Here is a 25240-nt window from a genome sequence, read left to right as displayed (position 1 = left end):
CCCGACGACATGACCACTGTCCACGACGGTGAGCCGGGCGCGGTCGCCACGACCGTGTCCCGGCCCCGGGGTGCCCATCCGCTGCTGACCTTCCTGGCCAAGCGGGTGGCGGTCACCGCCGGCCTGCTGCTGGGCGTCACGGTGGTGACGTTCGGCCTGGTCAACGTGGTCCCCGGTGACCCGGTGACCGCCAACCTCTCCGACCAGGCGCTCAACGACCCCGCCGCGGTGGCCGCCTTCCGCGAGAAGTGGGGCCTGGACCAGCCGCTCTGGGCCCAGTACCTGCACTACCTCGGCAACCTGCTGCACGGCGACCTGGGCCACTCCCAGCAGACCGGGCGGGCCGTCCTGGACGACCTGCTGCACTACGTTCCGGCGACCCTGGAGCTGGCCATCCCGAGCATGGTGCTGGCGCTGCTCATCGGCACCGGGGTCGGCATGCTCGCGGCGGTCCGCAACGGTCGGCTCACCGACCAGCTCGTCCGGGTCGGTGCCCTGCTCGGGCTCTCCACCCCGCCGTTCTGGCTGTCCCTGGTCGTGCTCTACGTCTTCTTCTACCAACTCGGTCTGGCACCCAGCGGTGGGAGACTCTCCACCGACTTCAGCCCACCGCCCACCGTCACCGGCATGTACACCGTCGACGGCGCGCTCGCCGGTCAGTGGGACGTCGCCTGGGACGCCGCCCAGCACCTGTCCCTGCCGGTGCTCGTGCTGACCTCGCTGACGGTGGCGATGCTCGTCCGCTTCGTCCGCTCGGCGATGCTCGAGGTGCTCCAGCAGGACTACATCCGGGCCGCGTACGCCAAGGGTCTGCCGACCCGGGTGGTGCTGCGCCGGCACCTGCTGCGCGCGGGCCTCGTCCCGGTGGTCACCGTCTCCGGCCTGGCGTTCGCGTCGCTGCTCTCCGGGACGGTGCTCGTCGAGAGCATCTTCGGCTGGCCCGGCGTCGGTCAGTACGCGTACCGCAGCGCCACGGCGCTGGACCTGCCCGCGATCCTCGGCGTCAGCCTGTTCGTGGCACTTGTCTACACGCTCGTCAACCTGACCGTCGACCTGCTGTACGGGCTCATCGATCCGAGGATCCGGTTGTCATGACGACACTTGCAGACCCGAAGGCGGAACGGGCCCTGGGCCGACGCCGCTGGCTCGGCCGACTGCGCGGTGGCTCGGCCGGCCGACCGGTGTGGCGTCAGCCGATCACCGTGGTGGCGTTGACGATTCTCGGTGGATGGCTGCTGCTGGCGCTGCTCGCCGACGTTCTCGCACCGTACGACCCGCTGGCGCAGAGCACCGACGCGTACGCGTCGCCGTCCGGGGCGCACTGGTTCGGCACCGACTCGCTCGGCCGGGACATCCTCAGCCGGGTGATCCACGGCGCCCGACTGTCCATCCCGTTGGCCCTGGCCATCGTCTCGCTGGCCCTGCTCGTCGGTGGGCTGCTCGGGCTGGTCGCCGGGTACGTCGGCCGGTTCGTCGACGAGGCGCTGATGCGCCTGACCGATTTGGTGTTCGCGTTTCCGCAGATCATCCTGGCCATGGCGGTGACGGCGGCGTTCGGCCCGAACACCCGCAACGCCGTGCTGGCCCTGGTCATCGTCTCCTGGCCGGTCTACGCCCGGGTCATCCGCAGCGCCGTGCTGAGCATGCGCGGCGACGACTACCTCAACGCCGCCCGCCTGCTCGGCGTGGGACCGATCCGCGCGTTGCGCCGTGACGTGCTGCCCAACAGCATCGGCCCGGCGATCGTGCTCGCCACCCTGGAGCTGGGCAACGCGGTGCTGCTGCTCGCCGCGCTGTCGTTCCTCGGCCTGGGCCCCCGCCCACCGGCCGCCGAGTGGGGCTCGATGGTCGCCCTCGGCGCGCAGGACCTGTCGATGTGGTGGGTGAGCGTGTTTCCCGGCCTGGCCATCCTCACCGTGGTGATGGCCTTCAACGTGCTCGGCGACGCGCTGCGCGACCGGCTCGACCCCCGCTACTCGAAGGGACGCTGAGGTGGCACCGCTGCTCGACGTCGACTCCCTGGCCGTCACCCTGCCCTCGCCGCGTGGTCCGCTGCCGATCCTGCACGACGTGTCGTTGACAGTCGACGAGGGTGAGCTGGTCGGCATCGCGGGGGAGAGCGGCTGCGGCAAGAGCCTCACGGCGCAGACCCTGCTCGGGTTGCTGCCCCCGGGCGCGGCGGTCACCGGCTCGGCCCGGTACGCCGGCACCGACCTGCTGGGCCTCGACGCCAAGGGCTGGCAGCGGGTCCGTGGCGCGGGCATCGCGATGGTCTTCCAGGACCCGAGCGCCGCCCTGCACCCGATGCTCACCGTCGGCCGGCAGCTCACCGAACACATGCGGGTGCACCTGCGGATGGACCGGCGGGCCGCCGGCCGCCGCGCGGTGGAGCTGCTCGACCAGGTCCGCATCCCGGACCCGGAGCGGGCCCTGCGGGCCTACCCGCACCAGTTCTCCGGCGGGATGCGGCAGCGGGTCGCCATCGCCATCGCGCTGGCCGCCCAGCCTCGGCTGCTGATCGCCGACGAACCGACGACCGCCCTCGACGTCACCGTGCAGGCCGGCATCCTGGCCCTGCTGGAACGGCTGCGCGCCGAGACCGGGCTGGCCGTCGCGTTCATCACCCACGACCTCGGTGTGCTCAGCGCGCTCACCACCCGTGGCTACATCTTCTACGCCGGGCGGGTTGTCGAGACCGGCCCGACGGGCGCGCTGCTCACCGCCCCCGGCCACCCGTACACGGCGGCGCTGCTCGGCGCGCGACCGCACGGCACGCAGACCGGCGGGACGTTGCGGCCCATCCCGGGCGCTCCGCCGGCGCCCGGCGAGGCCCCGCCGGGCTGCCCGTTCCAACCCCGCTGCGGGTACGCCGAACCGTCCTGCGGCGAGGCCCCGCCCCCGCTCGCCCCCGCCGGAGCCGACCGGTCGGTGGCCTGTGTGGTCCGTCCGCACCTGGAGGTTCCCGCGTGAACAACTCCGAGCCCGCACGACTGTCCTTCACCGACGTCGAGGTCGAGTACCGCTCCCGGGGGCGTGGCCGGGTGCGGGCCGTCGCCGGGGTCAGTCTCGAGGTGAAACCCGGTCAGATCGTCGGGCTGGTCGGCGAGTCCGGGTGCGGCAAGTCCTCCCTGGCCCGCGTCGCGGTCGGGCTCAGCGCACCAAGTGCCGGCACCGTCGCGTACGCCGGCCGGCCGGTCACCCCGCTGGGCTGGCGGCCCCGCTCGGGCGCGGAGGTCGCTCTCCAGATGGTCTTCCAGAACCCGTACGCCTCGCTGAACCCCCGGCGCACGATCGGCTCGCAACTCCTCGACGGCGTGCCGGCGACGGTGACCGGGGCGGCCCGCCGGGCCCGGGTGCACGAACTGCTCGACCGGGTGGCCATGCCGACGAGCGCCGCCCAGCGGTATCCGCACCAGTTCTCCGGCGGTCAGCGGCAGCGCCTGGCGATCGCCCGCGCGCTCGCCCCGGAACCCCGGATGATCATCGCGGACGAGCCGGTGACGGCGCTGGACGCCTCGTCCCAGGCGCAGGTGGTCAACCTGCTCGTCGGGCTGGTCCGCGACCTCGACATGGGCATGCTGTTCATCTCCCACGACCTGGCGCTGGTGCACGAGATCGCCGACGTGACCGCCGTGATGTACCTGGGTCGGATCGTCGAGGCCGCACCCACCCGCGAGCTGTGGCGCGAGCCGCGACACCCGTACACCCGGGCGTTGATCGACGCGGTGCCGCAGATCGGACCCACGCCGCGGCTGCCCGCCATCCTCGCCGGGGAGGTGCCCGACCCGGCCAACGCCCCCACCGGGTGCCGGTTCCGGCCGCGTTGCCCGCACGCGTTCGACAGGTGCGCCGAGCAGCCGCCCACCGTCGAACTGGGCGGCCGCAGCGTCGCCTGCTGGCTCACCGACTCCGCGGCGGCACCGACCGCCGCGCGCCCACTCTGAGGACGCCCCCATGCGCATGCCCACCGAACAGGTCCTGGTCAACCTCGCCCTCTACGACGGGGTCCAGGACACCCTCCAGCCCGACCGCGGCATCTGGATCGGCGGCGACGGGATGATCCGCGCCGTCGGCCCGGTCGACGACGTCCTCGCCGAGGCCGGCGACGCCCGGGTGGTCGACCTGGGCGGCGACCACGTCATGCCCGGTCTGACGAACATGCACGTCCACCTGTCGCTGGGGCTGCCCGGCCACCTCGCCGACAGCGTGCACAACTCCAACCTGGCCGAGCTGGTGCTGCTGATGGCCGACTCGGCGCGGCGCACCCTGCACTCCGGTGTCACCACCGCCCGCCTCGTCGGGGAGAGCCGGTACGCGGACTTCGCCCTGCGCCGGGGGATCGAGGCCGGCGCTGTCGACGGCCCGCGCATCTTCACCGCCGGGCACGCGCTCTGCTGCACCGGCGGCCACGGCTGGGACGCCGACGCCCTCGAAGCCGACGGCGCGGACGGGTTCCGTCGGGCCACCCGCGAACAGCTCCGCGCCGGCGCCGACCTGATCAAGGTGTGCATCTCCGGCGGGATCGCCGGCCAGCACGAGGCGATCGACACCCCGCAGCTACTCGACGACGAGATGGCCGCGGTCATCCGCGTCGCGCACGACTGGGGGCGCAAGGTCACCGCACACGCCGGCCCGGCCGACTCGGTCCGCCGCGCCGTGGAGCTGGGCCTCGACTGCGTCGAGCACGGGTACGAGCTGACCGACGACGTCACCCGGCTGATGGCCGAGCGGGGTGTCTGGTACGTGCCGACGATCGTGGTGAGCCGGTGCGAGCAGTTCTTCCGCGACTCCGGGGTGCCCGGCTGGCTGATGGACCGGGCCCTCGCGGCCGGACCCCGACACTGGGAGAGCCTCCAGCACGCCATCCGTAACGGCGTGCCGATCGCGCTGGGCAGTGACATGCCTCCGCACGCCGGGTACGACGAGACCACCGCGACCGTCCGCGAGCTGGAGTTCATGGTGGACGCCGGGATGCCCGTCGCGGACGCGCTCAAGGCCGCCACCACCCGACCCGCGCAGTGGCTGGGTCGCGCCGACACCCTCGGCACCGTCGAGCCCGGCCGGCACGCGGACCTGCTGGTGCTGCGCGACGACCCGACCCGCTCGGTCTCCGCGTTGCGCACCCTGCACGCCGTGCTCAAGGGCGGGGTGGCGTACCGCGACGACCGTGGCCGCTTCGGCGTACCGCGATGAGCAGCATCACCGAGGTCGCCGACGGGTACCTCGACGCGCTCGCCGAGCTGGATCCGCAGGCTGCCGAGGCGGTGGGGCGTACCCCCGGGTCGCAGGTCCCGGACCTCTCGCCGGACGGATTCGACGCCCGCGCGGAGCTGGCCCGAGGCACCGCGACGGCCGCCGCCACGGCGACCACCCACGGCCCCGGCGAACGGTCGCTGGCCGGGGCCCTGCGCGACCGGCTGGCCAGCGAGGTCGACCTGTACGACGCGGGTTTCACCACCCGGCTGCTCGCCCCGCTGGCCACCCCGGTGCACCTGCTCCGGCAGGTCTTCGACAACCTGCCCCGGGACAGCGAGGACGACTGGGCGGTGGTCGCCGACCACCTGCACCGGGTGCCCGACGCCCTCGACAGCTACGCCGCGACGCTGCGCCGCTCGGCGCAGCGGGGGCAGGTGGTCGCCCGCCGCCAGGTGCTCGTGGTCGCCGGGCAGTGCACGTCCTGGGCCACCGCCGACTTCTACGGGCGGTTGGTGGACGGCTGCCCCGACGGCCCACTCGCCGCACGCCTGCGCGAGGGCGCGCGGCTGGCGACCGCCGCCACCGCCGGCTTCGCCGCGTTCCTCCGCGCCGAGCTGGCACCCGCGGCGTCCGATGTCGACGGTGTCGGCGGTGACCTGTACCGGGTCACCGCCCGCAGCTTCCTCGGCGCGACGGTCGACCTCGACGAGGTGTACGCGTACGGCTGGGCGGAGCTGGAGCGCACCGCCGCCGAGCTGCGGACCGTGGCGGGCGAGCTGGGCCACTCCCGGGTGGCTGCCGCCCGGGCGGCCCTGGACGCCGAGCCGGCCGGCCGGGTGGCGGCCGGGCCCGCCCTGGAGGAGTGGCTGCGCCGGCGCACCGAGCAGCTGACCGATGCGCTCGACGGCACCCACTTCGACATCCCGGCCGTCCTGCGGCGGGTGGTGTGTCGGATCAGCCCCGCCACGTCCGGGGTCATGTACTACACGCCCCCCGACCCGGCGATGACGCGTCCCGGCGCGATCTGGTGGTCGGTGCCCTCCGGCGAGTCGACGGTGCCGGTGTGGCGGCACGTGGGCACGCTGTGCCACGAAGGGCTGCCCGGCCACCACCTCCAGCACGCCGTCACGCTCACCACCGCCGCCCTGCACCCGTGGCAGCGCGCCCTCTGCCAGGTGCACGGGTACGCGGAGGGGTGGGCGCACTACGCCGAACGCCTCGCCGACGAGATCGGCCTCTACGCCGACCCCGCCGAGCGGCTCGGCATGCTCGACGGTCAGATGTGGCGGGCCGCCCGCGTGGTCATCGACCTGGGTCTGCACCTGCGGTTGCCGATCCCGGCCGGCAACGGGTTCACCGAGGAGCGCCGCTGGACGCCCGCTCTCGCGGTCGACGTCCTCACCCGCGTCGCCGGTCTGGACGCCGAGACCGCGCGTTTCGAGGTCGACAGGTACCTCGGCTGGCCGGCCCAGGCCCTGGCCTTCAAGGTCGGTGCGCGGCTGTGGCAGCAGGCCCGCCGCGACGCCGAGCGACGCGAGGGTACGGCGTTCGACCGGAAACGCTTCCACCACACCGCGTTGGCGCTCGGACCCATGGGCCTGGACCCACTGCGCGTCCGCCTGGCCGACCTGCCCTGACCACCCCGCACCGCCGTACCTGATCGGAAGTGACACCCGATGAACGACGAACTCTCCACCACCATCACCGACCTGTACCGATCCCTCGGCGACCGGCAGGCGTTCGACGCGCACCTGCACCCGGACCTGACGTTCTGGGAGTCCGACGCCGACGGCCTGCTGTCCGGCCTGGGCGCGCTCGACGACCTGCGGGACCTGCGGGCGAGCCGGGCGGCGGGGCCGGCGCCGCTCTCGGTGGCGCCGGAACACCTGCGCGCCGACGCCTGGGGGGACACCGGGCTGGTCCGCTACGTGCTGCGGGCCCGCTTCGCCGCCCCCCGGCCGGACGAGTGTTTCCGGGTGACCGACGTCCTGCGCCGCGAGGACGGCTCCTGGCGGATCGTGCACCACCACGCGGAGGCCGTGCGATGAGCGCCGAGGAACCCACCACCGACCTGTACGACCTGCGGGTCGTGGTGGAGCGGATCGAGGGCCGCTCGGTGTGCGGCCTGAAGCCTGGCGACCACGTCGACGTGACCGGGTCGAACCGGCTGACCATCCCGGCCGGAAAGCACTTCTGCCTGTACGCGCTGGCCGCGTGCCTGCCCCTGATCCCGGCCAAGCAGCGGGCGCTGGCCGAGGGCGACTGGATGGCCCAGGACAGCCACGTGGCCTGCCCGGACCCGGAGGAGCGGCTCATCATGCGCATCGAGCGGACCGGCCGCCGGCAGATCCCCACCGGGGAGCTGACGTGAGCGCAGGGCTGGTCGGCATCGGCCTGCAGTCCGACAAGTCCGCCGACGAGTACGCCGAGCTGGCCGAGCTGACCGAGCGGCACGGTTTCGACGTGCTGTCGGTCTTCGGTGACCTGATGTACCAGCCGCCGATCTTCCCGCTGTTGGTGGCGGCCCGGCACACCCGGCGGATCCGCCTGGGCGTGGCGTGCCTCAACCCGTTCACGATGCACCCGGTGGAGGTCGCCGGTCAGGTGGCCGCGCTGGACCTCGCCTCGCACGGCCGGGCCTACCTCGGGCTGGCCCGGGGCACCTGGCTCAACGAGATAGGCGTGCCGCAGGTCCGACCGATTCGGCGCATCGTCGAGACGGTGGCCGTCGTCCGGCTGTTGCTCGCCGGTGACGACGGCGGTTTCCAGGGCGGCGAGTTCACCGTCGCGCCCGGCACGTCGTTGCGGTACACCCCGGCCCGTGCCGACGTGCCGGTCCTTGTCGGCACCTGGGGGCGGCAGACCGCGCGGGCGGCGGCCGGCTTCGCCGGCGAGGTCAAGGTCGGCGGGTCGGCGAACCCGGCGATGGCCCGGCTGATGCGGGCCTGGCTCGACGAGGCGGCCCCACCGGAGCGCGACCGTACGGGAGTCGTGCTCGGGGCGGTGACGGTCGTCGACGAGGACGGTGCGGTGGCCCGCCGGATGGCCCGCCGGGAGGTGGCCATGTACCTGGCCGTGGTCGCCGCCCACGACCCGACGATCGAGGTGGACCCGGAGCTGCTGGCCCGGATCCAGCAGCATGTCGGCCGCCGGGAGGACGACCTCGCCGGGGCGTTGATCGGCGACGACCTGCTCGACCTGTTCGCCTTCTCCGGCACACCCGAGCACGTCGCCGCGCAGGCGGCGGCGCTGTTCGACGCCGGGGCGAGCCGGGTGGAGTTCGGCACCCCGCACGGGTTGACGCCGCACGGCGGGATCGACCTGCTCGGCCGGCGGGTGCTCCCTTTGTTACGGCAGTGAAAACCACTTCGTCGGAGGCTCCCCGAAGATCGTTCAGCTACATATGATCTTGCCGGAGGTTGCCCGAAGAGGCACTTTCGTCCACATTAGACGAGGAGCAACATGCTCAGGAGAACGCGGTGGCTGATGGCGGTTGCCGTCACGGCCACGACGCTGACCGCCCTACCGGGCGGCTCGGCCACAGCCGGCAGCATCGACCGGCCCGGCACACCCGCCGCCTCGGCCGACGGTAGGACGCACACCGTCACCCTGCTGACCGGCGACGTGGTGACCGTCCGCAGCACCGGATCGGGGTGCCCGCAGGCCACCATCCGGCCGGTCGACGAGAACGCGGTGATCGACCAGAGCTGCGGCCCCGACGGTCACCTGCACGTCGTCCCCGCCCGGGTCGCCTCCCAGATCGGCTCGGTCCTCGACCCGGACCTGTTCGACGTCACCGCGCTCGTCGCCGACGGCTACGACGACGACAACGCCGCCGAGCTGCCGCTCATCGTGCAGCCCGCCACCGCGTCCGCCCGAGTCGCCGCACTCGGCGACGTGCTGCCGCTGCCAAGCATCGGCGCGGTCGCCGGCCGCGTACCCAAGAAGAGCCCGGCCACCGCGAAGCTGGCGACCAACACGCTGCTCGCCGGCGCGAAGAAGGTCTGGCTCGACCGCAAGGTCCACGCCACCGCCCTGCCGGCCGGCGCGAAGCCCGCCGGCCTGGACCGCAACCTCGGCCAGATTTCCGCACCGGACGCCTGGAAGGCCGGCTACACCGGCAAGGGCACCCGGGTCGCGGTGCTCGACACCGGCGCCGACTTCACCCACCCGGACCTGGCCGGCCGGGTCGCCGAGCGGGCCGACTTCACCGTCGAGGGTGGCGACGCCGTCGACCACAACGGCCACGGTACGCACGTCGCCTCGACGATCGCCGGCACCGGCGCGGCCGCACACGGTCAGCGTCGTGGCGTGGCGCCGGACGCCAAGCTGGTGATCGGCAAGGTCCTCGACGACCACGGCTCCGGCGCGGACTCCGGCATCATCGCCGGCATGGAGTGGGCCGCCCCCCGGGCCGACGTCATCAACATGAGCCTCGGTGGCAGCGCACCTGACGACGGCAGCGACCCCCTCTCGCTCGCCGTCGACGCCCTGAGCAAGTCCACCGGCACGCTGTTCGTCATCGCCGCCGGCAACAGCGGCGCGCAGATCTCCTCGCCCGGCTCGGCCGCCACCGCGCTCACCGTCGGGGCCGTCGACCGCGACGACAAGCTCGCCGACTTCTCCAGCCGGGGACCGCTGATCAACAACCACGCGGCCAAGCCGGAGGTCGTCGCGCCCGGCGTCGACATCGTCGCCGCCCGTGCCGCCGGCACCAACCTCCAGGACCCGATCGACAGGTACTACGAGGCCATCAGCGGCACCTCGATGGCGAGCCCGCACGTGGCGGGCGCCGCCGCGCTGCTCGCCCAGCGCCACCCGGACTGGACCGGTGAACGGCTCAAGGCCGCCCTGGTCGGCGCGGCCGACCCGCTGACCGGCATCGACCCGTACGCCATCGGAGCCGGCCGGCTCAACGCGGCCCGTGCCCTCGGCGGCCCCACCAGCGACCAGCCGGTGGTCAACCTCGGCACCTTCGCGTACCCGCAGTCCGGGACCAGCGAGACGAAGCTGAGCTGGACCGGCGGACCCACCCCGGCCACGACGGTCCTCGACCTCGACGTGTCGATCGTCAACCACGACGGCCAGCCGGTGCCGCGCGGCGCGGCGTCGCTGTCGACGAGCCGGGTGACCCTCAAGCGGGGCGCCACCGGGGCGGCGACCCTGCGGATCAACCGCGCGGCGCTGGCCAGCCGACCGGGCCTCTACCTGGCCACCGTCACCGCGCGCAGCGGCCGCAAGCCGGTCGTGACCACGCCGGTGAGCTTCTACGTCGAGCCGCCCAGCTACGACCTGACGATCCACACCAAGCCGATGCCCGGCCTGCGCGACGGCGCGGACACCTGGATCAACCTCATGGTCGCCAACCTCACCGACCCCCTGCTGTTCTACGGCGGAGGCGGCGGCACGCCCGGGGAGACCTTCACCCTGCGGGTGCCGGCAGGCCGGTACTCGGTGCTCGGCGCGTCGATCGCCTACTACGTCGACAGCGACGTGCAGGAGAGCACCCTCACCGCCGCGGGTGACCTGGACGTGCACGCCCCCCGGAGCGTGACCCTCGACCCGGCGCAGGCCCGGCCGGTCACGGCCACCGTCGACGGGGCGGCCACCAGGACCACCCGGACCGACGTCACCACCTTCCAGACCGCGGTGAACGGCCTGCCGTGGTGGCACCAGATCAGCGGGTTCGGAGTGGCCACCGCGGTCCGCAGCGTGGCGGTCCCGAAGCCCACCATCGGATCGCGGCGCACCTGGGCGGCCGTCAACATGGACTCGCCGGCCGGCACCGCGAAGCCGTACCGCTACAACATCGTGCACGAGTACGCGGCCGGCGTGCCGGCCGACCCGTCGTTCCGGGTGACCAGGGCGGAACAGGCCCGGCTGGCCCGCATCGACGAGACGTTCCACCAGACCGACTCACCGGAGATGTACACCCTGCTGGTCCGCACCGGCTCCACTCCTGACGGGGTGCCGGTGACCCAGACCTACGAGGGCGTCATGCCGCCGAGCCGGACGTCGTACCTCTCGCCGGAGATCGTCTGGGCCGACGAGGGCGTCTACGGCGGGCTGGCCGCCATGGAGGCGCCGCGCCGGTACCTCCCGCGCAGCCAGCAGTCCAAGGTCTGGGCGCGGCAGCCGCTGCACTCCGACTGGTACGACGACCCGGCCGGCGCCGACTGGAGCTGCGCCACCGCGCCGTCGCGGACCCGGGGCAACCTGCACCTGGACATGGTGACGCTCACCGACCAGCACCAGCGGGCCGACTGCCTGCAGGGTGCGGCGGTCGGCGTGAAGCGCAAGCTGTCGCTGTACCGCAACGGCACGCTCGTCGACGAGCGGTCCGGCCCGTACGGCGACTTCACCGTTGCGCAGCCGATGGCCGACTACCGGGTGACCCTCGACGTCGACACGAGTCTGATCCTGCCGATCTCTACCAAGGTCAACACCTCGTGGACGTTCCGGTCCGCCGGCCCGGACGGGACCGGGAGCGTGCCGCTGCCGCTGCTCGCGGTCGACTACGCCCTGCCGATGGACCACGACAACCACCCGATCGACGGAACGGCCGAGCTGGCCGTCCGGCAGGCACACGGTGTGAAGACGCAGAAGGTGACGTCGTTCCAGGTCTGGACGTCGACCGACGACGGGGCCACCTGGACGTCGGCCCGGGTCACCGAAAGCGGCGACACCTACCGGGTCGCGCTGCCGAAGGCCACCGCCGGCCAGCCCGTCTCGCTGCGGGTGAAGGCCACCGCCAACGGCGGTAGCGGAATCGACCAGACGATCATCCGGGCGTACCACGCCGGCTGATGGTCACCCCGCTGGTGCGGCCCGGGCCCCCGACCGGGCCGCACCAGCTCCCCGCCGGTTGCGGGAGCCCTCGATTTCCGCGCGGACGGTGTCGATCCGGCCCCACCTCGTTCGTCGTGACGGTGACCCACGACGCCGACAACGAGAGGCACGCCCATGACGTCCGTCGCCGAGACACCACCGCGCCGAACCCGTCTCCTGCTGGGCTGTGGCGCTGTCGCCGGCCTGCTCTTTCCGGTCCTGTCGTTCGGGCAGGCGTTCACCCGGTCCGGCTTCGACCTGCGCCGGCACGCGATCAGCGCACTCACCCTCGGTGACCTCGGCTGGTTGCAGGTCACCGCGTTCGTGGGCGCCGGCGTCCTGGCCGTCGCCTTCGCACTGGGCCTGTGGCAGGCACTGCGACCGGGCCGCGCCGGCACCGTGGTGCCGGTGCTCGTCGGCGTGTACGGGGTGGCGATGATCGGCGGTGGGATCTTCGTGCCCGATCCCGCACTCGGCTGGCCACCCGGCGCCCCGGCGGGGCTGCCCGAGCAGACCAGCACGGGCAGCGTCCTGCACACGGTGTGCGGCGCGGCGGCGTTCCTGTCGCTGATCGCGGCGGGCCTGCTGCTCGCTCGACGGTTCGCCGCGCAGGGGGACCGGACCTGGGCGCTCTACAGCGCCACCAGCGGTGCCGTCGCGTTCGTCCTCACCGCCCTGCCCTGGAGCGAGGGGAGTGCGAGCATCCGCTTCGCCGTCGGAGCGGTGCTCATCTCGGGTTGGCTCGTGGCGCTCTCGTGCGGACACGCGACGAGATTGCCCGACCGATGAGGCGGTTCTCGTCGTAGGTGGGTGACAGCATCACGTCATGGCCACAGCGAAGCAGCCGGTAGCCGTCCCGACCGCGATCAGCGTCGACGAGTTCCTGGCCGGCAATTCCGACGAACGCAGGCGGGCCGACGCCGGGCGGCTCCGCGCGATCATGAGTGAGCTGACCGGGGAGCCGGCGGCCATGTGGGGCTCGAGCATCGTCGGCTTCGGCAGCTACCGCTACATCTATGAGAGCGGGCGCAGTGGCGACGCGCCCCTGGTGGGGTTCTCGCCGCGCAAGCAGCACCTCGTCCTCTACCTCTCCGGCGGTGGTCTCGAAGAGCAGTTCGCCGCACTCCTCGCCCGGCTCGGTCCGCACCGTGCCGGAAACGGATGCCTCTACCTGAAGCGGCTCGACGACATCGACGAGAGCGTGCTGCGGCAGCTGATCGAGCGCGCCGTCGAGGTGCACAGGGGCGTCGACCGGGCCAGCCGCCGATGAGCCGCCACCGTCACTGGCCCTCCCAGACCGCCTTCGCCCCCGAGTCGCCGGTGCGGAACACGTAGTAGAGGGCGACGCCGGCAGCCACCACCGACAACACCTGCAACGCCAGGGTCAGCGGTCGGCCGGGCCGTCGGTCCGCGTCGGCGTTGGCCTCGGCAGCTTTCGGCGGTACGAACCAGACAAGTGCCAGCGCCACGACCCCCAACCCGATCGTCGCGTAGAGCGTGATGTCACCGAACTCCTGGTGCGCCGCAAGCTTCGGCAGGAACTCGGGGGTGACCCGGTTTGCCGACTGCATGCGTTCGAGGAAGGCGTCACCGGAGAGCTTGGTCAGCAGAGCGGCGACCGGCGCGCCCACCGCGAGCAGCCCCAGCACCCAGCGGGTGTGCGGCCGGATCGGCGCGACGAGCGCGTACCCGACCGCCAGCAGGGCCAGCAGCGGCACGAACACGACCGCCGCGTGCAGCAGCAGAGGGTGGGCGGGGATGCCCATGAACTCCTCGAACATCGGGCGGCTCCTCCTGGTATCGGCCGGACATTGATCGTCCGGGGATGGAGGCTATCGGTACCGCAGGGGTGTGTCAGCCCCCAAGATTGCTACCGCGGCGCGGTCCGGCAGGTGCGCCGGGCCGCGCCGCGCACGTCAGAGGGTCTGCGGTGATGTCGAGCGACTCAGGACGTCGCCGATCGGCGCGACGGCGAACAGGAAGCCCGGCACCGCGACCCCGTGCATGCTCAGACCACCACCCGATAGTGGGTGGTGAGCAGTCCGGCGTCGTCGTACACGTGGAACGCGACGCCGGGCGGCTGGGTCTGGGTGGTCAACGGGCCCTCACCCTCCCAGGGCATCCGCAGGGTGTTGGCCACGCCCGGCGCGATCCGCAGTGGACGGCCCGCGAAGGTGCTCGCGGCGGCGGTGTGGAAGTGCCCGGTCAGCACGGCGACGACCTGCGGGTGGGCGGCGACGAGGTCGGCCAGGGGGTCGGCCGGCAGAAGCCGCATCGGGTCGATGACCGGGTGGTGCAGCACCACCGGCGGGTGATGCAGGGCGATGAACGTGGGTGTCCCGGCCGGCACCGAACCCAGCTCGGGCCGGCGCCGCCGCGGTCGTCACCGAGCAGACCCTTGCGGTACGCGTCGCGCACGTCATGGTTGCCGGGGCAGACCATGACCGGCAGCGGGGAGTCGAAGAGCCTCGCGGCCATCTCGTACTCGGCCACCGCCGCGGTCAGCTCCGGGAGCGCGGCAGGCAGTCCTTCTTGTACTTGAGGCCCGATCCGCACCAGCAGGCGTCGTTGCGCTCCGGCGGCCACGGGATGCGCGCGCTGGGCCGTGCCGACACCTCGGCGGCGTAGCCCGCGCGGACTGCCACGTCGGCCGGGTCGCCGTCACGTCGACCGGCGAACGCGGTCAGCCCGGCGACCGTCGCGCCGAACACGCCCAACCCGGCCTGACCGGCACCCCTGAGCCGAACCAGCTCCGTCTCTAGTCGGCCCCGGTGCGCGTCCCAGTCCGGCCCGTACACCTCGGTGAGTGCGGGATGCTCGGCGAGCAGGCGGTCGAACTCGGCCCGAGGCCAGAAGAGCAGATCCGACTCGGCGTCCCTGCGCTCCCCGGCCCGTCGCACGAGCTGGGTCTCCAGCCGGTCCGCCAGGTCGTCCTGCCGGTCGTGCGGCAGGTTCAGGTTCCGTCGTACCCGATGCCGCTGTTGCAACAGGAAGAAGGCGACACCTGGCGCGTCCGGCGGACCGAGGTCGACCACCGGGTCGATCGCGGTGCTGGCCGGCCCGGACGCGGCGGTCGCGTGCTCCTTGAGCAGCTTGTCGACCGCCTCGCTCAGCCACGTCTCGGCGATCGCCGAACGCCCACCGGCGTCCAGCGCGGCACTCACATAGGCGGGAGCGTCGGGCTGCACGAGCAGCAACGGGCGCAACGCGGTCAACTCTGCCATCGCCTCGTCGTCCCGGTCGCCGGCCCGGAACAGCGTGCGGGCCCGCAGCGCGCGGGCGAAACCGGCCCGAGGATCATCGCCGGACGGGTACGCCGCCAGGGCCTGCTCCGCGTACCGAAGCGCGGCCTCGGGCCGGGCCCGGATCTCCGCGATCTCGGCGGCCAGGGTCAGCGCGTCCCCGGCGTCGTCCGGGTCCTCCATCCGGCCCTGCTCGACGGCCTCCGCGAGGTCGGCGGCGACACCGAGCGGATTGGCCGTCCCGAGCGCGGAGCGGCGAAGTTCGGCGAGCTCAGCCTTGGTGAGTGTCTCTCTCGTCGGCACGATCTCACGGTACGTCGGGCTACGAGCAGTATGCGGGCAGATCACCTGTTACGCCGCTCTCATGCCGCCCACCGGGGACTACGACCACGCTCCGGACTCCGCGGCCCGGGCGGCGTAGGTGTCGAAGTCGAGCGGGTCCCGTCCGAGAACCCGACGCACCCCGTCGGCCGGTTCGGCGAGGTGGCCCGCGCGCATCCCGGCGAACAGGGCGTTCAGCGCCGTGGCCGCCTCCGCCGGATACCCCTCGGCGAGCAGTTCGGCGTGGTACTGCTCCGGGGTCAGCTCCACGTAGCGGATCGAGCGGCCGGTCACCCGGGCGATCGTCGCCACCGCCGCGGCGAAGGTCAGCGCACGGGGGCCGGACAGGTCGTACACCTGTTCGTGGTGACCGGGCGAGGTCAACAGCGTCGCCGCCACGTCGGCGACGTCCTGGGCGTCGACGAACGGCTCCGGAGTGGCGCCCATCGGCAGGGCCAGCCGACCGTCGAGCAGTGGTTGGCGAAACAGGTCCTCGCTGAAGTTCTGACTGAAGTTGTTCGGCCGGATGATCGTCCACTCGATGCCGGACTTGCGCACCGCCTCTTCGGCGGCGAGCATGCCGGGGGAGAAGTCGGCGACCCGGTCGATGCCGCGCCCGGAGAGCGCCACGATCCGGCCGACACCGGAGTCGACCGCCTGCGTCACGAAGTCGGTGGCCAGCGCCGGATCCTCCGGAGCGAGCAGATAGACAGCGGAGGCACCCGCCACGGCCGGCCGCCAGGTGTCCCGCCGCGACCAGTCGAACCGCACCTCACCGGAGCGGGCGGCGGCCCTGGCGTGGTGACCCGCCTCCCGCAGTGTCTGGACCAGCCGGCGACCGGTCTTACCGGTGCCGGCCATCACGAGTGTCGAAGAAGCATCCGTCGTCATGACCACGAGTCAACGCGCCCGGCCGTGGGCGGGACATGTGCCGTCGTACGCCGGGCATGTCCGATCGTCCGAGGTCGATGCTTCCCGCTCTATCGTCGGTTCATGGACCCGTTCGACAATCTGCTGCGCGGTCTGCACGCCGACGGCGCGGCCTTCGGCCGGTCGGTGCTGACGCCGCCGTCGGCGCTGCGCTTCACCGACGGCGCCCCGCTGACGCTCTGTGTTCCGATGCGGGGCGAGGGGTGGATCTCGCATCCGGACAGCGACAAGCCTCGCCTGGTCCGGGTCGGCGAGGCGGCCATCGTGCGCGGGCCGGCGCCTTTCGTCTTCTCCGCCGAGCCCCGGTCGAGCTTCGAGCCCGGGGAGTTGCGGGACGTCCGGCGCGGCCAGACCGGGGTGGTCGACCCGGCGGGCGCGGATCACAACGAGCGGCTCGTGCTGCTGGTCGGGGTGTACCACGTCCGGGGTCGGGTGCCTCAGCGGTTGCTGGGCGCGCTGCCGCCGGTGCTCGTCGTGCCGGAGGACCAGGACTGCGCCGCGCTACGCGACTACCTGGACGCCCAACTCGACGCCTGTCGGCCCGGACGGCAGGTGGTGCTGGACCGCCTGCTGGACTGGTTGTTGGTGTGCACGGTGCGGGACTGGTTCGACCAGCCAGAGGCCGAGGCGCCCGGCTGGTACCGGGCGCTGAGCGACGAGACTGTTGGCCCGGTGCTGCGCGCCATGCACGACGCGCCGGGCCGACCGTGGACCCTGGCCAGCCTGGCGGCGCAGGCCGGGGTCTCCCGGTCCACACTGGCCAAACGATTCACCGCGTTGGTGGGTGAGCCGCCGCTCACCTACCTGACCGACTGGCGCATGGCGGTGGCCGCCGACCTGCTCTCCGAATCGACAGCGACGGTCGCCGCCGTGGCGCGTCGCCTGGGGTACGCGGACGCGTTCGGCTTCAGCGCGGCCTTCAAACGCGTGCACGGCCTGAGCCCGAGCGGTCATCGGCGGCTCGCGAAACCAACGCACTTCGGTCATCTGCTGTCAACCCCTCGTCGGTAGCGTCCGGTCGCCAGTTTCTCGACCAGATCGTACAAAGGCGGAGTTATGGGCACGGTGGATCGGCGTACGTTCCTCAAGGCGATGGGGGTCCCCGCGATCGGCGCGGCGCTCCCGTTGGATCTCAGCAAGGCGCTCGCCATCCCGGCGAACAACCGGACCGGCACGATCGAGGACGTCGAACACGTCATCATCCTCATGCAGGAGAACAGGTCCTTCGACCACTACTTCGGCACCATGCGCGGCGTACGCGGATTCGGTGACCCCCATCCGGCGACACTGCCGTCGGGCAAGGACGTGTGGCACCAACCCAACGGTGCCGACGAACTGGTGCCGTTCCGCCCCGAGGTGAAGGACCTCGGCCAGACGTTCCTGCCGGACCCGCCGCACGGCTGGAACGACGGGCACGCCGCCTGGAACGACGGCCGGTTCGACGGGTGGGTGCCGAACAAGGGCGTCACGGCGATGACCTACCACACCCGCCAGGACCTGCCCTACCACTACGCGCTCGCCGACGCCTTCACCGTCTGCGACAGCTACCACTGCTCGCTGATGGGCCCGACCGACCCGAACCGCTACCACATGTGGAGCGGCTGGGTCGGCAACGACGGCAAGGACGGCGGCCCGGTCATCACCAACGCGGAGGCCGGCTACGACTGGTCGACCTACCCGGAGCGGCTGGAGCGCAACGGCATCTCCTGGAAGATCTACCAGGACGTCGGCACCGGCCTCAACGCCGCCGGGTCCTGGGGTTGGACGAACGACCCGTACATCGGCAACTACGGCGACAACTCGCTGCTCTACTTCCACAGGTACCAGAACGCGCAGCCCGGAACGCCGCTCGCCGACCGGGCCAAGACCGGCACCGAGATCCGCACCCAGGGCCGTGACCCGGAGGCGCTGCTTGCCGACTTCCGCGCCGACGTCGAGGCGGGACGCCTGCCGCAGGTCTCCTGGATCACCGCCCCGGAGGCGTACACCGAGCACCCGAACTGGGGGCCCGCGTTCGGTGCCTGGTACATCTCCCAGGTCATCGACATCCTCGCGTCGAACCCCGAGGTGTGGAGCAGGATGGCGCTCTTCATCACGTACGACGAGGAGGGCGGCTTCTTCGACCACGTGGTCCCGCCGACACCCCCGCAGAGCCGCGAGCACGGGCAGTCGACGGTACCCACCACCAACGAGATTTTCCCCGGCGACGCCGACCACCCGGCCGGGCCGTACGGCCTCGGCATCCGGGTGCCGATGGTCATCGTCTCGCCGTGGACGCGCGGCGGCTACGTGAACTCGCAGGTCTTCGACCACACCTCACTGATCAAGTTCCTGGAGGCGCGGTTCGGGCACGGCCGGCCGGACCTCATCGAGAAGAACATCACCCCGTGGCGACGCGCCGTCGTCGGCGACCTGACCACGGCGTTCGACTTCCGGCACCCGAACCGCTCCCGCGACGTCAGGTTGCCCGACACCGACGACTTCAAGCCCGAGGACCTGGTCCGGCACCCCGACGAGGTGCCGGTCCCGCCGGCGGACCAGCGGCTACCGAAGCAGGAGCACGGGGTACGCCCGGCACGGCCGATCCCGTACACCCTGCACGCCGACGGGCGCCGCGACGGCGACGCGCTCCGCATCGACCTGCGCAACTCCGGCGGGGTCGCGGCGGTCTTCCAGGTCCGCCAGGCTGGCAGCGCGGACGCCCCGCGCAGCTACACCGTCGAGCCGGGCAGACACCTGAGCGACACCTGGCCGGCCACCTCCGGGTACGACCTGTCGGTGCACGGCCCGAACGGCTTCTACCGCCGGTTCGCCAATGGTCGGTCCCTCCTCGACGTCACCCCCACCTACGGTGAGCGGGACGACAAGGTCGCCCTCACGCTCACCAACCGCGGGTCGAAGCGGGTCGAGGTGACCGTCCGGGACGGGTACAACGGGCGTCCGGTCACGCTGTCGCTGCGCCCCGGCGTGACCGAGCGTGCCAGCTGGGCGCTGGCCCGCACCCACGGCTGGTACGACCTGACGGTCAGCGTCGCCGGTGACCCCGACTTCGCGTACCGCTGCGCGGGTCATGTCGAGAACGGCAAGGAGAGCATCAGCGACCCGGCCCTCGGCGGGCTCGTCTAGGGCGTGCGTCGCGCCGGCCGGAGACGGCTGCCTCGTTGAGCGTGATGACTCAGAGGTATCAATATGCCTGTGAGTCATCACGCTCGTCACGCCAATCGCCTGCCCGAAGGTCACGCTCCGTAGTGGTCTAGCCGGAACGTCGGTGCGCAGCCCTCGCCCCGAGCGACCGGCATCGCGAGGCCGACCGGCTACGAGACACGTCCGAGGTACGCAAGCATCGCCTCGCGGCTTCGCGGCAGGCCGAACTCTGCGACGAGCATGGACACGTTGCCGAACTCCTGCCCGTCGATCAGCCACGGCTCGGTCGACCCGCCCAGCACCTCGGCAAGCCGCCGTTGCCGGGGCAGCAACGCCGCGATCGGCGTACCAGTGGCCGCCGGACCGTCCGGGAACGCGAGGCGCAGCGCCGCACCCAGCACCGTCAACGACCGCTCACCGCTGACCGTGGGCAACCGTCGGAGCAGCGCGTCGAAGGCGCGATCGGAGTGCAGCGGACCGAGCTGCCGCAGGGCGAGCGCCGCGTAGCCGCCGAGATCGCCGCTGAGGAACGGCACCCATTCCCCCTCGGCCGGCTCGGCGTCGTCGGACGGCGCCGACGCCCACCTCAACAACTCCTCGGCGGTCGCCGGGTCGGTCGCCGCGCCGAGGACCCGGACCCGACCGATCGCCGCGGCGCAGCGGACCAGCGGACGCGGATCGGTCAACCACCGCACGTCCGGTGCGGCACCGAGCAGCCCCGAGGCCACCAGCATGGTCGCCACCTCACCCGGCGTCGACGCGGCGCCCGGGGCCCGAGCGGCGTCGATCGCGCGAGCCAGTGCGGCCACACTGCCGTCGGCCTCCTCCGAAAACCAGGCGAGGGTGTACGCCGCGACAGCGCGCACGCCCGGATCGGAGTGCTCCAGCAGCGTGCAGAACACCGGAACCCCGGCGCGCACCGCGTCGTAGGTCGCCACCTCGACGTACGCCCACAGCCGACCCTGATCCGCCTCGGACAGCGACTCGACGTAGGCGTACTCGACGTACTCCTTCTCCGCCTCGTCCTCGCCGGCCCACGGTGGCGGCTTCGCGGCGAGCAGCTCACGGCCACCCTGGGCGGCCCGGCGGTAGTCGGCCACCGGGAAACCCTGCGGCAGGAAACCCTCGTCGTACCCGACGGCCAGAACGCTCAGCAGCCCGAGCACCGCCGCCGGGTCCGGGGTGGCCGGATCGCCGAGCATCTCCAGCAGGAACGGCACCGCGTACGCGCTCGCCTCGAACCGGCTGCCCTGGTGAAAGACGTTGGTGTAGAGGTCGGCCAGGGCCTCGTCGCGGGTGGCCGGGTCGGGGGAGAGCAGGGCACGCAGTTGGCCGGGCACGTCGTCGGCAGCCCCGTACGCGTGGCCCAGCCGGGCCCAGTCGATGTCGTCAAGTCCGTCCAGCACGCCCCATGCTCTCCCACCCCGCCGACAGTTCTGCGCGGCAGGTCGGTCAGAACTCCTCGTACACCGCCGGGTCCTGATCGGAGAGCCGACCGTCCGGGCGGCCCAGCGCGGTGATGGCCTCGACCTGCGCGTCGGTGAGCCTGATGCCGAAAACGTCCAGGTTCTCGGTCTGCCGCTGCGGCGAAGCGGCCTTGGGCAGCGGGATCACCTGGCGGGCCACGTGCCAGGCGAGGATGGTCTGCGCCGGGCTGACGCCGTGGGCGGTGGCGATCTCCACGATGACGGGGTGCCGTTGCAGGTCGTTGCCGTGGCCGAGCGGGCTCCACCCCTGCACCAGGATTCCCTGCTCCCGGTGGTAGTCGAGCGCCTCCTGCTGCGGGAAGTACGGGTGCACCTCGATCTGGTTCACCACCGGGGCGACCCCGGTCTCGGCCACCAGCCGCTCGATGTGCTCCGGCAGGAAGTTGGAGAGCCCGATGTGCCGCACCAGACCGCGCTCGCGCGCCTCGATCAGCGCCCGCCACGCCTGCACGTACAGGTCTTCCTTGGGGTTCGGCCAGTGGATCAGGTAAAGGTCGACGCGGTCGAGGCCGGTGCGGAACACGCTCTCCTCGATGGTGGTCAGCGCCTCGTCGTAGCGGTGGTGCCGCCCCGGCAACTTCGAGGTGACGATCAACTCGTCCCGCACGTCTCCCGCCGAACGGGCGGCCCGACCGACAGCGCCCTCGTTCTCGTAGTTGACCGCCGAGTCGAGCAACCGGTAACCCGCCCGGATCGCGTGCCCGATCGCGTCGACGCCCGCGGACCCGTTGAGCTGGTATGTGCCGAGCCCGATCGCCGGCAGAGTGGTGCCGTCGGCAGCCGTCAGATGGGGAATCGTCATGATCGGAACCCTACCCGCGTGGGGGCGTCCCGGATGGCGAGTGCGGCCTGGATGAGCGCGGCGTGGGTAAGCGTCTGGGGGTAGTTGCCGAGGTAAGCGCCCGTCGCGGGGTCCACCTCTTCCGGGTATAGGCCGAGCGGGCTGGCGTAGTCGAGAACGGCCCGGAACAGCTCGACGGCCTCGTCGCGGCGCCCGGTGCGGGCAAGGGCCTGCACGAGCCAGAACGAGCAGGGCAGGAACGCGCCCTCGGTGCCGGGCAGGCCGTCACGTCCGGGCGGATAGCGGTAGAGCAGCGGACCGCCGGCGGACAGGCGGTCGCGGATGGCGTCGATGGTGCCCCGTACCCGGGGTGACCCGGCCTGGTCCAGGCCCAGCAGCGGCAGAACGAGCAGGGCCGCGTCGAGGTCCGGGGAGCCGTAGCTGCGGACGTAGCTGGCCGCCGTCGGGTCGAAACCGCGCGTCCGGACCTCGGCGGCGATGGCGTCACGTTCGCTCTGCCAGCGTCGACGTTGCCGCTCGGGCACGGGATGCGTGTCCGCGATGGCCAGGGCACGGTCCAGGGCGAGCCACCCCATGAGCGTGGAGTGGACGTGATTGGCGGGCTCCCGTACCTCCCAGATACCGGCGTCGGGAACCCGCCAGCAGCCGGCGACCACGTCCGCGAAGCCGCGCACCGCCCGCCAGGTTTCGGCGGGGAGGCGGTGCCCGGCCTGGGCGAACCCCCAGGCGGCGTCGATAACCCAGCCATAGCCGTCGAGCTGGTGCTGACGTGCGGCTCCGTTGCCCACCCGTACCGGAGTGCTGTCCAGGTAGCCGGGCCAACCGAACAACTCCCGCTCCGCTGGGACCTGCCGGCCGTGCAGGGTGAGCAGCGCCGGCAGGCGTGGCCGTTGCAGTCGGCTGGCGTGTAGCAGCCACGCGAGGAAACCCCGTGCCTCGTCGGTCTTGCCGACGCTGAGGAAGGCGCTGACGCCGATGCTCGCGTCCCGGGGCCAGACATAGCGGTAGTCCCAGTTCCGTACCCCGCCGGGATCCTCGGGCAGGGACGTGGTCGGTGCGGCCACCGGTGCTTGCGAGGGTGAGTAGGTAAGCAGCCGCAAGGTGAGCAGGCTGCGGACGACGTGCTCCCGGAACGGCAACCGCTCGTCGATCTCCGCAGCCCAGGTCCGCCAGCGGGCCTCGTCCTCGACGACCAGGTCCCAGGCGGCCGTCGGCTCGACGTGGATCACCGGCTCACGGTGGGCCACGGCCAGGACGACCGTGACCGGATGTCCCGGCCGGACCGTGATCGAGGTCGGCCGACCCGGTTCGATGCGGAGCGTGGGCGTGCAGTGCAACGCGACCGCGAGCGCCCCCCACTCACACACCAGCCCCTGGCGCCGGTGCTGTGCCCGGGGCCGGCGGTGCCCTGCGCCCAGGCGGGGATCGAACTCCACCACCGCGTCGACAGCAGCCCGCTCGGCCGACAGCCGTCGCACGATCAGCGTCGTGGGCAGCAGACGACCGCTGACCTCGGCCACCATCGCCTCGGTGAGGCGGAGTCGACCGCCGCCCACCGCCCAGGTGGTCTCCAGGGTGGCGCTGTGCCGCCGGTACCGTCGTTCGACGACAGTTGCCGGCCCGGCCGGGCCGACCCGGAACGTCCCGGCGTCCGGACCCCCGACCAGTCGGCCGAACAGGGGGTCGCCGTCGAAGCGGGGTACGCAGAACCAGTCCATCGCGCCGTCACTCGCGACCAGGGCGGCGGTACGGGTGTCGCCAAGCAGACCGTAGTCGCTGATCGGTCGCACCCCGGTCACCTGGCCTGCAGGAGCAGCGCGAGGCAAACCCCGTAGACGAGGTGGACGACAGCCGTGACCAGCGGGGTCTGGATGCCGTAGTTGAGGGCGAACAGGCCCGGCGGCTCCAACACCGCCGTGCTGGCCGGTCCCGCCCGTTGCGAGGCCATCCGCGGATGGATACCAGGAAGCAGCGGCAGAATCACCGTCAGCGCGATCCCGACGTGCACGATCCCGAGCAGCGCCCCGATCCACCAGTCCGCCCGGTGCAGCAACGCGAACGTGGCCGCGTACCCCAGGGCGAAGCCCTGACCGGTGCAGAGGTGCAGGAAGAACCCGACGACCCGGGCCCGGTCGGGGTCCTCGGTGACGAAGGTGCCGAGCACCAGGGGGATGTCGAGCCGGGTGAGACCAGCCAGTTGGGCGGTGATCATCGCCGCGGTCAGCGCCGCGGTGGCGACCAACCCGAACAACGCCCATCCGGCCCAGTCCATCTCAGCAGTCGTCGACGTCGCGGGCGTTCGCGGTCATCGGTCATCCTCCGGCTGAACAGCGTGAATCCCACGGCCCGGACCGGACACCCGCCCACCGGTAGTCCGGTTTCTCACCATATGCCACCGGGTCTGTCGCGCTGACCTGATCTGCTCGTCAATCACGGCCAAGCCGGTGGAGGTGGGCCGAATGCGCGACGACCGGCCCGCACGGCCATGGTGGCGAGGGCAGCGTTGGCGCCACCGCCAATTACCGCGCCGATACCGAACGGTGCCGCTCGACCGAGGACGATGATGCCCTGCTTGGTTCCGTACTTCGTGACGAAGTGCCTCCCCAGGATCCTGTTGATCTGACGCAACGTCTCGGCAGGTACCTTGGCGACAACCTGGCGCCCCCAGTGCTGACCCGTACGCTCGGCGACCTTGGTGATGGTGGCGGAGCCGGACCCACCGAGCATGATTCCCATCACGATCGTTCGGCGGCGTTCGATTTCGTCGATGGGGACTCCGTGGACCTCGGCGATCGAGAGCGCGAAGAGGGCGCTCAGCTCAAGAGATGAGAGAACCTCGCCGGCTGACAGTGCCAGTGCGATGCCGGTGCCGACGCCGGGTGCTGCTGCGGCTCCGCCAACCGCAGCACCCGTCCCCGCCAGGGCGCTGACGTACATCCTTTCCAGATTGCGGATCACCTCTGCTGGTGTCGCCTCCGGGTTCCGCTGACGCGCCCGGGTGATGTTCTTTCGCACCAACACGCTCTGGGCGTCGATCGCCCTGTCCAGCAGGTCGAGGACCCGCTGCCCACGTACGGCTGCTTCCGGAACCGCTGCGACGAGGGCATCGTCGCCGCGTACGGGACTTTCGTTCTCGAATCCATCGGCCTCAAGCGCCATCTCACAACCTTCATGATCGACAACGGGAACATCACACTAGGGCCTGTGTCGAAGTCGGTTACAGCCACTCGTTGATCGCGGCGATGTGAACGGTGGCTTCGTAGCGGACGGCGAGTTTGTCGAACCGGGTC

General features: G+C 72.1%; 23 protein-coding genes. 14 read left to right on the top strand and 9 right to left on the bottom strand.

What is annotated here, in order from left to right; all coding sequences use genetic code 11:
• Positions 1 to 9: 9 nt before the first annotated feature.
• The 12 genes from AB0C15_RS29425 to AB0C15_RS29370 all read left to right on the top strand — a co-directional run bounded on the left by AB0C15_RS29425 (position 10) and on the right by AB0C15_RS29370 (position 13294).
• A complete protein-coding gene (locus AB0C15_RS29425; protein WP_357357386.1) occupies positions 10 to 1095 on the top strand; it encodes an ABC transporter permease in 1086 nt (361 codons plus the stop codon).
• Complete coding sequence (locus tag AB0C15_RS29420; protein ID WP_357357383.1) at positions 1092 to 1991, top strand: ABC transporter permease; 900 nt, start codon at positions 1092 to 1094, stop codon at positions 1989 to 1991. The genes AB0C15_RS29425 and AB0C15_RS29420 overlap by 4 nt, the downstream gene beginning before the upstream one ends.
• 1 nt (position 1992) lies before the next feature.
• On the top strand, positions 1993 to 2970 hold the full coding sequence (locus tag AB0C15_RS29415) for an ABC transporter ATP-binding protein (RefSeq protein WP_357357381.1): 978 nt from the start codon (positions 1993 to 1995) through the stop codon (positions 2968 to 2970).
• The gene (locus tag AB0C15_RS29410; protein ID WP_357357378.1) at positions 2967 to 3944 is read left to right on the top strand and encodes an ABC transporter ATP-binding protein; all 978 of its coding nucleotides are present in this window, start codon (positions 2967 to 2969) and stop codon (positions 3942 to 3944) included. The genes AB0C15_RS29415 and AB0C15_RS29410 overlap by 4 nt, the downstream gene beginning before the upstream one ends.
• A 10-nt stretch (positions 3945 to 3954) precedes the next feature.
• On the top strand, positions 3955 to 5193 hold the full coding sequence (locus tag AB0C15_RS29405) for an amidohydrolase family protein (RefSeq protein WP_357357376.1): 1239 nt from the start codon (positions 3955 to 3957) through the stop codon (positions 5191 to 5193).
• Positions 5190 to 6833: a DUF885 domain-containing protein gene (locus tag AB0C15_RS29400; RefSeq protein WP_357357374.1), complete on the top strand. Its 1644-nt coding sequence runs from the start codon at positions 5190 to 5192 to the stop codon at positions 6831 to 6833. The genes AB0C15_RS29405 and AB0C15_RS29400 overlap by 4 nt, the downstream gene beginning before the upstream one ends.
• Positions 6834 to 6872: 39 nt before the next feature.
• Positions 6873 to 7244 carry a nuclear transport factor 2 family protein gene (locus AB0C15_RS29395; RefSeq protein WP_357357372.1) on the top strand — a complete coding sequence of 124 codons (372 nt, stop codon included), beginning with the start codon at positions 6873 to 6875 and terminating at the stop codon, positions 7242 to 7244.
• Positions 7241 to 7567 carry a TIGR04076 family protein gene (locus AB0C15_RS29390; RefSeq protein WP_357357370.1) on the top strand — a complete coding sequence of 109 codons (327 nt, stop codon included), beginning with the start codon at positions 7241 to 7243 and terminating at the stop codon, positions 7565 to 7567. Before AB0C15_RS29395 ends, AB0C15_RS29390 begins: the two co-directional genes overlap by 4 nt.
• A complete protein-coding gene (locus AB0C15_RS29385; protein ID WP_357357367.1) occupies positions 7564 to 8556 on the top strand; it encodes an LLM class flavin-dependent oxidoreductase in 993 nt (330 codons plus the stop codon). Before AB0C15_RS29390 ends, AB0C15_RS29385 begins: the two co-directional genes overlap by 4 nt.
• Before the next feature lie 102 nt (positions 8557 to 8658).
• Positions 8659 to 12003, top strand: a complete 3345-nt coding sequence (locus AB0C15_RS29380) for a S8 family peptidase (RefSeq protein WP_357357365.1) — start codon at positions 8659 to 8661, stop codon at positions 12001 to 12003.
• Between the two features lie 156 nt (positions 12004 to 12159).
• Positions 12160 to 12813, top strand: coding sequence for a DUF998 domain-containing protein (locus AB0C15_RS29375; RefSeq protein ID WP_357357363.1), 654 nt, complete (start codon positions 12160 to 12162; stop codon positions 12811 to 12813).
• 37 nt (positions 12814 to 12850) lie between these two features.
• Positions 12851 to 13294, top strand: coding sequence for a DUF1801 domain-containing protein (locus AB0C15_RS29370; RefSeq protein ID WP_357357361.1), 444 nt, complete (start codon positions 12851 to 12853; stop codon positions 13292 to 13294).
• A gap of 10 nt (positions 13295 to 13304) precedes the next feature.
• On the opposite strand, the gene AB0C15_RS29365 is transcribed toward AB0C15_RS29370, so the two are convergent.
• The 4 genes from AB0C15_RS29365 to AB0C15_RS29350 form a co-directional block, all read right to left on the bottom strand.
• Positions 13305 to 13805 (bottom strand): DUF2231 domain-containing protein, encoded by a 501-nt coding sequence (locus tag AB0C15_RS29365; protein WP_357357359.1) that lies wholly within the window; start codon positions 13803 to 13805, stop codon positions 13305 to 13307.
• A 227-nt stretch (positions 13806 to 14032) separates the two neighbouring features.
• The gene (locus AB0C15_RS29360) at positions 14033 to 14374 is read right to left on the bottom strand and encodes a hypothetical protein (RefSeq protein ID WP_357357357.1); all 342 of its coding nucleotides are present in this window, start codon (positions 14372 to 14374) and stop codon (positions 14033 to 14035) included.
• 151 nt (positions 14375 to 14525) lie between these two features.
• Positions 14526 to 15569: an SEC-C metal-binding domain-containing protein gene (locus AB0C15_RS29355; protein WP_357357355.1), complete on the bottom strand. Its 1044-nt coding sequence runs from the start codon at positions 15567 to 15569 to the stop codon at positions 14526 to 14528.
• Between the two features lie 78 nt (positions 15570 to 15647).
• Positions 15648 to 16478: an NAD(P)H-binding protein gene (locus AB0C15_RS29350; protein ID WP_357357353.1), complete on the bottom strand. Its 831-nt coding sequence runs from the start codon at positions 16476 to 16478 to the stop codon at positions 15648 to 15650.
• A 102-nt stretch (positions 16479 to 16580) separates the two neighbouring features.
• Between AB0C15_RS29350 and AB0C15_RS29345 the strand changes: the two genes are divergently transcribed.
• Together AB0C15_RS29345 and AB0C15_RS29340 are read left to right on the top strand one after the other, a co-directional pair.
• On the top strand, positions 16581 to 17528 hold the full coding sequence (locus tag AB0C15_RS29345; RefSeq protein WP_357357351.1) for an AraC family transcriptional regulator: 948 nt from the start codon (positions 16581 to 16583) through the stop codon (positions 17526 to 17528).
• Positions 17529 to 17573: 45 nt separating this feature from the next.
• Entirely contained in the window at positions 17574 to 19643 is a 2070-nt protein-coding gene (locus AB0C15_RS29340) for a phosphocholine-specific phospholipase C (protein WP_357357349.1), read from the top strand.
• A gap of 188 nt (positions 19644 to 19831) precedes the next feature.
• Here the strand turns inward: AB0C15_RS29340 and AB0C15_RS29335 are convergent, their stop codons facing one another.
• From AB0C15_RS29335 to AB0C15_RS29315, 5 genes are all read right to left on the bottom strand, one after another.
• Entirely contained in the window at positions 19832 to 21067 is a 1236-nt protein-coding gene (locus tag AB0C15_RS29335) for a hypothetical protein (protein ID WP_357357347.1), read from the bottom strand.
• Positions 21068 to 21113: 46 nt separating this feature from the next.
• Positions 21114 to 21950 carry an aldo/keto reductase gene (locus tag AB0C15_RS29330; protein ID WP_357357345.1) on the bottom strand — a complete coding sequence of 279 codons (837 nt, stop codon included), beginning with the start codon at positions 21948 to 21950 and terminating at the stop codon, positions 21114 to 21116.
• A complete protein-coding gene (locus AB0C15_RS29325) occupies positions 21947 to 23740 on the bottom strand; it encodes a glycoside hydrolase family 15 protein (protein ID WP_357357343.1) in 1794 nt (597 codons plus the stop codon). The genes AB0C15_RS29330 and AB0C15_RS29325 overlap by 4 nt, the downstream gene beginning before the upstream one ends.
• Positions 23741 to 23745: 5 nt before the next feature.
• Entirely contained in the window at positions 23746 to 24222 is a 477-nt protein-coding gene (locus AB0C15_RS29320; protein WP_357357341.1) for a hypothetical protein, read from the bottom strand.
• 158 nt (positions 24223 to 24380) lie between these two features.
• Entirely contained in the window at positions 24381 to 25109 is a 729-nt protein-coding gene (locus AB0C15_RS29315) for a hypothetical protein (protein ID WP_357357339.1), read from the bottom strand.
• Positions 25110 to 25240: the final 131 nt, after the last annotated feature.

This window comes from Micromonospora sp. NPDC048835 (assembly GCF_040649995.1).
Taxonomy (GTDB): Bacteria; Actinomycetota; Actinomycetes; order Mycobacteriales; family Micromonosporaceae; genus Micromonospora.
Note: the sequence above shows the minus strand (reverse complement) of the source record. Positions and strands in the feature narration are given on the sequence as shown.